The 5,890-nt window shown below is 66.0% G+C and carries 7 protein-coding genes; 6 read left to right on the forward strand and 1 reads right to left on the reverse strand.

Annotated features, from left to right (window positions below; genetic code table 11):
• The 6 genes from BKN37_RS29385 to BKN37_RS25315 all read left to right on the forward strand — a co-directional run.
• A partial coding sequence (locus BKN37_RS29385) for a hypothetical protein (protein WP_071029822.1) occupies positions 1-953 on the forward strand: 953 nt, incomplete at its 5' end.
• An 11-nt stretch (positions 954-964) separates the two neighbouring features.
• Positions 965-1,252, forward strand: a complete 288-nt coding sequence (locus BKN37_RS25295) for a PE family protein (RefSeq protein ID WP_071029824.1) — start codon at positions 965-967, stop codon at positions 1,250-1,252.
• A gap of 67 nt (positions 1,253-1,319) precedes the next feature.
• Complete coding sequence (locus BKN37_RS25300) at positions 1,320-2,399, forward strand: PPE domain-containing protein (RefSeq protein ID WP_071029826.1); 1,080 nt, start codon at positions 1,320-1,322, stop codon at positions 2,397-2,399.
• Positions 2,396-3,208, forward strand: coding sequence for an ESX secretion-associated protein EspG (locus BKN37_RS25305; RefSeq protein WP_071029828.1), 813 nt, complete (start codon positions 2,396-2,398; stop codon positions 3,206-3,208). Before BKN37_RS25300 ends, BKN37_RS25305 begins: the two co-directional genes overlap by 4 nt.
• Before the next feature lie 78 nt (positions 3,209-3,286).
• Positions 3,287-3,574, forward strand: a complete 288-nt coding sequence (locus BKN37_RS28965) for a WXG100 family type VII secretion target (protein WP_131823695.1) — start codon at positions 3,287-3,289, stop codon at positions 3,572-3,574.
• Between the two features lie 77 nt (positions 3,575-3,651).
• Positions 3,652-3,960: a hypothetical protein gene (locus tag BKN37_RS25315; protein WP_071029832.1), complete on the forward strand. Its 309-nt coding sequence runs from the start codon at positions 3,652-3,654 to the stop codon at positions 3,958-3,960.
• A gap of 844 nt (positions 3,961-4,804) precedes the next feature.
• Here BKN37_RS25315 and BKN37_RS25320 read toward each other — a convergent pair.
• Positions 4,805-5,890 (reverse strand): MinD/ParA family ATP-binding protein (locus BKN37_RS25320; protein WP_131823696.1); only part of this gene is annotated, 1,086 nt, incomplete at its 5' end.

The raw sequence follows: 5,890 nt of genomic DNA on the forward strand, positions 1-5,890 counted from the left end.
GGGGATGGTCGGGCGCCGGGGCCGCCGGACACCTCGCCAAGACCACGGCAAACCTGGGGAATCAGGCCGCGATCGGGGCGCAGGGCGCCGGCATCGCCGGCCACGGCACGACGGCGATGGCCAACGCCGCCCAGGGCTATTCGCGATTGACGGAGATCCTCGAGGAGTGCCACGAACGGCTGCAGGAGCTCAGCGGCGAGGTGCCGTTCAGCCTGCCGGGCATGGGCGAGACGGTCGGTGAGACCGCCGGCAGAATGGGCCAGCTCATCGGCGAGTTGGAATCCACGCTGACGGCGCAAGCGGGTGCCACCGCCGCCACCGGCGCCCCGGAAGCCGTCACCGGGGCCCCGACAGAGCTAATGGGGATGCTCGGCCCGATGCTCTCGATGGCGATGAGCATGGCGGGTCCGGCGATGCAGGCGGGCATGATGCCGATCATGATGGGCACCCAGTTGTTGACCCAGGGGGTCCAGGCGGGCACCCAAGCCGGGACCCAAATGATTTCACAGATGAGCCAGGCTGCCGGGCAAGGAGCATCGGGCGCCGCCACGTCCGCCGGTAGCGGGGCGGCCCACCTCGCGAGCGCGGCGTCCCGCGCAGGTGGCGCGGGCGCTGGTGGTGGCGGCGGGATGGCCACCCCGGCAGCGCGAGCACTGGCCGCGCCGCCCGGCTCGCCGATGCTGCAGCAAGAGTCGGCACCGACACAGGCAGCCGCGGCCCGGCCGGCGGTCGGGGGTGCCGGCATGGGCGGCGCCGGCATGATGGGCGGCGCCGGTATGGCCGGGGCCGCCGGCAACAAAGCGGGGGCCAGCAACGGCAGCCACACGTCGGCGTCGTTCTTGCATACCTCGGATCAGGGCGGGGAGATCGTTGGGGATCTCGGCACCGTCGCGCCGCCGGTGATCGGCGAAGCCGATCCCCATGCGGACCCCGATGTTGAACTACGAATCTAAGGAGTACGGACATGGCCGAGAAGAGTGACATCTCAATCCGACCCGGTGAGGTCGGTGACGTGACCAAGCAAATCGACGAGCTGGCCCAGCGGGTACAGCACGTTATGCAAACCGAGGCGCCCAACCTCACCGTGGTGGCGTCGGGCCGCGACGAGGTGTCGCAACGGGTCGCCAAAACGACCAACGAGGTCCACGCGTCGTTTACCAAGGCGTCGGATCAGACCGCTACTGAGCTGACGGAAGTGGCGGCGACGCTGCGTGGGCATTCGGGCCGGATCCAGGAGACGGACCTGGCCTGATTCGCCGCAGCAAATGGTCGATTTCGGTCCGAGTCAAGTGAAATAGGTAAAGGGGGGAGGTCGCAGCATGGGATTCACCAATGTGGTGTGGGAATCGCGGAGCACTGAACAGCTGGCGCGCGACCTCACCGATGGCCCCGGCCCCGCCTCGGTGGGCGAAGCCGGGGCGGCCTGGATCCGGGTGGCCAACGAACTCGCCCGGGTGTCCGCCGACTACGACAAGATTATCGAGCGGTTCCAGGCCTCGTGGCGCAGCGACGGCTCCGATGCCGTGGCCCGCAAGCTGGTGGAGTTCGGTAAGTGGCTGCAGGCGTTCGCGTTGAGTGCGGCCGGCAACGGGCAACGCATCGAGGAAGCCGCGGTCGCCAACACGGTGGCAATCTTGTCCATGCCGAGTGTCTCGGAGGCCATCGAGGCCAAGGCGACCCAGGACATGATGGCGTCGCTGGGGGCCTACAACGGCGCGATCCTCAACGGCACCTTCGCCGAGTTCGACGAGGCCGCCAACGCGGACCAAGCGGACGCCGCGACGGTGATGACCCGTTACGAAGACGCCGTCGCCGAATTCGCCGAGCCGTGGGAGCAGCCACTGCCTCCGCAGGTCGTCAACGGCGACGCGTTGAAGTCCGAGAAAGAGGGTAAATCCGGCGGTAAGGGCGGCGGCGGCCACGGCGGCGGCGGCAAGGCGCCGCGGCAGCTGACGCCGATGATGGCCACCCCGATCAAGACCAGCGAAGAAGCCAAGGATCTGAAAAAGACCCCGTTCAATAACGGCGGTTCGGGCAGCGGCGGCGGAATGGGCCGCGGCGCCTACGGCCCGATGGGTGCGATGGGGCGCGGCAACAACCAGGAGCGTGAGCACGAGTCGGTCCGGCCGGCGGCCCCGATGGAGGGCGGCGGCGAGCCGGGTGCCGGACTTTCGGATAGCGCCGGGCAGTCCTGGCTGCCGGCGGCGCAGCAAAACGATGCGCCGTTCACCGTGTCCAATGTCAGTTGGGGACCCAACACCGGCATCTTCGATGAACTGGCCGCGCCGGAACGCACGGTGGAGGGCTTCGCCGACGAGCCGGAACGCACCCTGCAGCAGGTGTCCGACCGGTGGGTGTCGCCGCCGGTGATCGGTGGAGATCGGGAGGCGAGCCGATGACCACCGCCGCCCCGCCGCAGTACACCGTCACCGACGACGAGTTGCAGGCCATCGCGGCGCGGATCGGGATCCAGAGCTTCCCGGTGGTACTGGGCATCCGGCCCCGACACGGCACCGTGGAGATGCTTACCGCGGCGCTCGACCACGCCACCGGCACCCTCGTATCCCGCGGCCTGATCACCGACGGGGAAGTGTCGGCCGAGCTGGTGCCGCTGCTGCAGGCCCTGCAACGGCCGGATCGCGAATTGGCCATGCGGCTGGTTACCCCGGAAGGCATCGCCCGGCTGGCCCTGGTGCGGCGCGGTCGACTCGCGGTGCTGGCACGCCGGGTTGGCAACGAGATCGCGCTGCGGGTGATCGAGGGTGATGGTGGTTTGGATACCGTCACCCGGGCGCTGCTCGCGGAGCTGCCGCGGGCCGAGGCCGCCCAGGTCACGCCGGTGGGCGCGCCGCTGGAGACGATGAGCCAAAACCTGAGCGGAACCCATGACCCCGCGCAGCTGGCCGACCGGATCCGGGCCTTAGGTGCCGAACCGCGGGCGGCCATGCTGCTCGGCTCGGCGCTGGCATCCCGGGCGGCGTTCGCTGAGATCGTCTATTACGCGCTGTCGGCCGACGCCGACCGCATTTCGCGGCGTCCGGCGGCTGTGGGGGTGTTTTATACCAAACGGGGTCGGATTGTCGGCGCGCCGAGCGCCTCGCCCAGTGGACAATTGTGGAGCACGCTGAAGCCGGGATCGGACCATGCGATCGGGCAGGCGATTGGGCAACTGGTCGAGCTTTCTGACGGCGGATGGGGGTGTTTCTAGACATCACAGAAACGAAAGCGTTTTCTAGGAGTTAACATTGCCCGGTATCACGTTCGGAAAAGCAAGAAGGAGAAGCCGATGACAGAAAATAGTCTGGTCGCATTAGAACCAGCGCAAGTTAAAAAGGCGCTGCAAGACATCGACGAGCACGTCCGACATGCGCATGAGTTGGCTGACAGAATTAAGCAAGAAGCAGACGACCTCACCCTGGGTCCGTGGCGCAGCCATAACGCCACCTTGTTTGGTCGAAAAATAGAAGAAAAGTACGACGACATCAGGCAAGTCGTCCAGCGGTTGGATACCATCAAGGAACAGGCTCACAGCGCCGGAGATCAGATCGCCGCGCAGGCCGGGTCCGGGACATAATAGGACTGCACTTAGACGTGTTTGCGCAAGTATCCGATTTGAACATATCGTATGGAAATCTCTGAAAGGATAGTTACATGACTGTTGGCGGCGACGACCTCGTTTTCCATAATTTCTCCGAGGCCCATGAAGGCTTGGACCACATCAAAAGAGTCATCGATAATGTCAGTGAACTAACTGACACGGTCCGCCAAGTATTCCAGGTGGATCTGCCGGAGGGCTTCAAGGGGACGACTGGGACCGAAATCACCGCGGCACACCACGAGATCGACTCATGCCTTCAGGACATAATCCACGAGCTTTCGGCGATACAGGTAGACGGGGTCCAGCAGCAAGACGACATGGCCGCGCTGGATCGGGGTCTGGCCCAAGGCATCAGAGGATAATTCGGCCGCTGGAAGTCCAACAGGGTCGGATGCGTCAGCCCCGATGGGTCTGGCCCGATTCGGTGAATACCTTCGGGTGTGCGGATGATCGGTTACGTTGGATCAGCCGGTCTGGAGCGGCTAGGAGCCGCCGGTGCGGTGTCGGACGAGTGCTCGACCGCCGCGACGTCGAGGTTGGTCGCGATCAACGAGTAGGCGTAGATCGCATCGGACGTGCATGAGTTTGGACAGCGGCAACGCGCGCTGGTTGGGATGCAGGGTGCGGCAGCGCCGCGAGCGCGGATCGGTGGGAACTGTTCGGGGGCTAGCCGCACCCGCGGGATCAGCAGGTGGGTGGCCGCCGACCAGCCTTGCGGGCGGGGTAGCCCAACTCGACGACCTGAGCGTCAGGCACGTCAATCGCTGGTGTGTCAATCGGTTTCGGTGACCCAAGCCAGGACCCGCCACATCGTGGAGTGGTATTTGGCGCCGACAGCGAATCCGATTCCTATCCGTGCGCGGCGCGAGCCCGCGAGCCAGGTTCTCAACACGGGGGTTGCGCTGCTTGGCCGGGCCGATCGCCTTGTCCGGCAGCCCGATCACATCCAGCCGGTCAAGCCGTTCGATACCGACCCGCCGCTGCGAACGCTTCGCCGAACGGTACCGATACGTATCCTGTTCACGAGATGGGTGGCCCTCGGCGTTACCGAGCCTGTTTGTCATCGACAAGCGAATTGTCTCAAGCCGCAAGGGTATTCATCGTTGAGTTCCATCGTGTGTCACCCGCCCTACTCGCGCATTCGGGTCTGACAATTTCGCTATTCGCGACGCAGTGCGGGCAACTTGCTGTTGGCTGAGTTGGCTGTCATTGCTGCTCGCGAGGTGCCCGCAGCCGGCCGAAGTCCTCTGCCACCGCACCGGCCAGATCGAGATAGGCGTCCATGGTCGCCGGTTTGAGCAGCCCGAGGTCGACGTCAGCCCCTTCGCTCAGATGCGGGTCGAACGGAATCAGATGAACAGAGCGACAGCGAGTTTCGAAATGCTCGTAGAGCTTGTCGAGCTTCAACGCCGCCGACCCGGGTCGCGAGGCGCTCAGCACCACGTGCGCGCCGCGCACCAGCCCCGAATGCCCGTGCTGCATCAACCAGTCCAAGGTGGCCGAGGCGCTACGGGCGGAATCCATGGCTGGTGAGCTGACCAGCACGATGGTGTGCGCCATGTCTAAGACGGCCGACATCGCCGAGTGCATGATACCGGTGCCGCAGTCGGTCAAGATAATGTTGTAGTAGTGCCGCAAGATGTCGACGGTGCGCCGGTAATCGGCATCGCCGAAGATTTCGGAGACCGCGGGATCCTGCTCGCTGGCCAATACTTCCAGCCGACTGGTGGCCATCAGCGTGTGGTTGCGCACGTCGGCGTAGCGGTGAATATGCGGATCGGAGAGCAGGTCACGCACGGTGGACCTGGTCGACGAGTCCCGGACCCGCTCGGCCAGCGTGCCGCGGTCGGGGTTGGCATCCACGGCGATCACCCGGTCATGGCGCACCATCGCCAACGCCGACCCCAACCCCAGTGTGGTGGTGGTCTTCCCGACGCCGCCCTTGATCGACAACACCGCGATGCGGAAGTCCCCCGTAATGGGTTGCCGGATCTGCGCCAGCAGATGCTCCCGCCGGCGCTCCTTACGTGACGGGCCTAGGTTGACCTGTCCGGCGGTGGCCTTGTGCACGGTGCGCCGCCACCCCGCCTGCGGCGTGCGCTGGTGCCGGTCGGTGAACTCGGCCTCGTCCAGTGGTGGTGGAACCCGGAACGCTTGCGGCGGGCGGGAATTCGGCGGCGGGGCGACCGCGTGGGGCGGGGGGACCCAGCCCGGGGGCGGGGGCGGCCGCCCCCGCTCACGCGGCCCGTCTCTTATATACATCTCCGGGCCCCCGAGACACTGAGCGGGCTC

Origin of the sequence: Mycobacterium talmoniae (genome assembly GCF_001854525.1) — a bacterium.
In the GTDB taxonomy this organism is placed as follows: Bacteria; Actinomycetota; Actinomycetes; order Mycobacteriales; family Mycobacteriaceae; genus Mycobacterium; species Mycobacterium talmoniae.

Coding starts and splice junctions, on each gene's coding strand:
- BKN37_RS25315 (WP_071029832.1), top strand. CDS start 3,652: ATGACTGTTGGCGGCGACGACCTCGTTTTCCATAATTTCTCCGAGGCC.
- BKN37_RS25300 (WP_071029826.1), top strand. CDS start 1,320: ATGGGATTCACCAATGTGGTGTGGGAATCGCGGAGCACTGAACAGCTG.
- BKN37_RS25295 (WP_071029824.1), top strand. CDS start 965: ATGGCCGAGAAGAGTGACATCTCAATCCGACCCGGTGAGGTCGGTGAC.
- BKN37_RS28965 (WP_131823695.1), top strand. CDS start 3,287: ATGACAGAAAATAGTCTGGTCGCATTAGAACCAGCGCAAGTTAAAAAG.
- BKN37_RS25305 (WP_071029828.1), top strand. CDS start 2,396: ATGACCACCGCCGCCCCGCCGCAGTACACCGTCACCGACGACGAGTTG.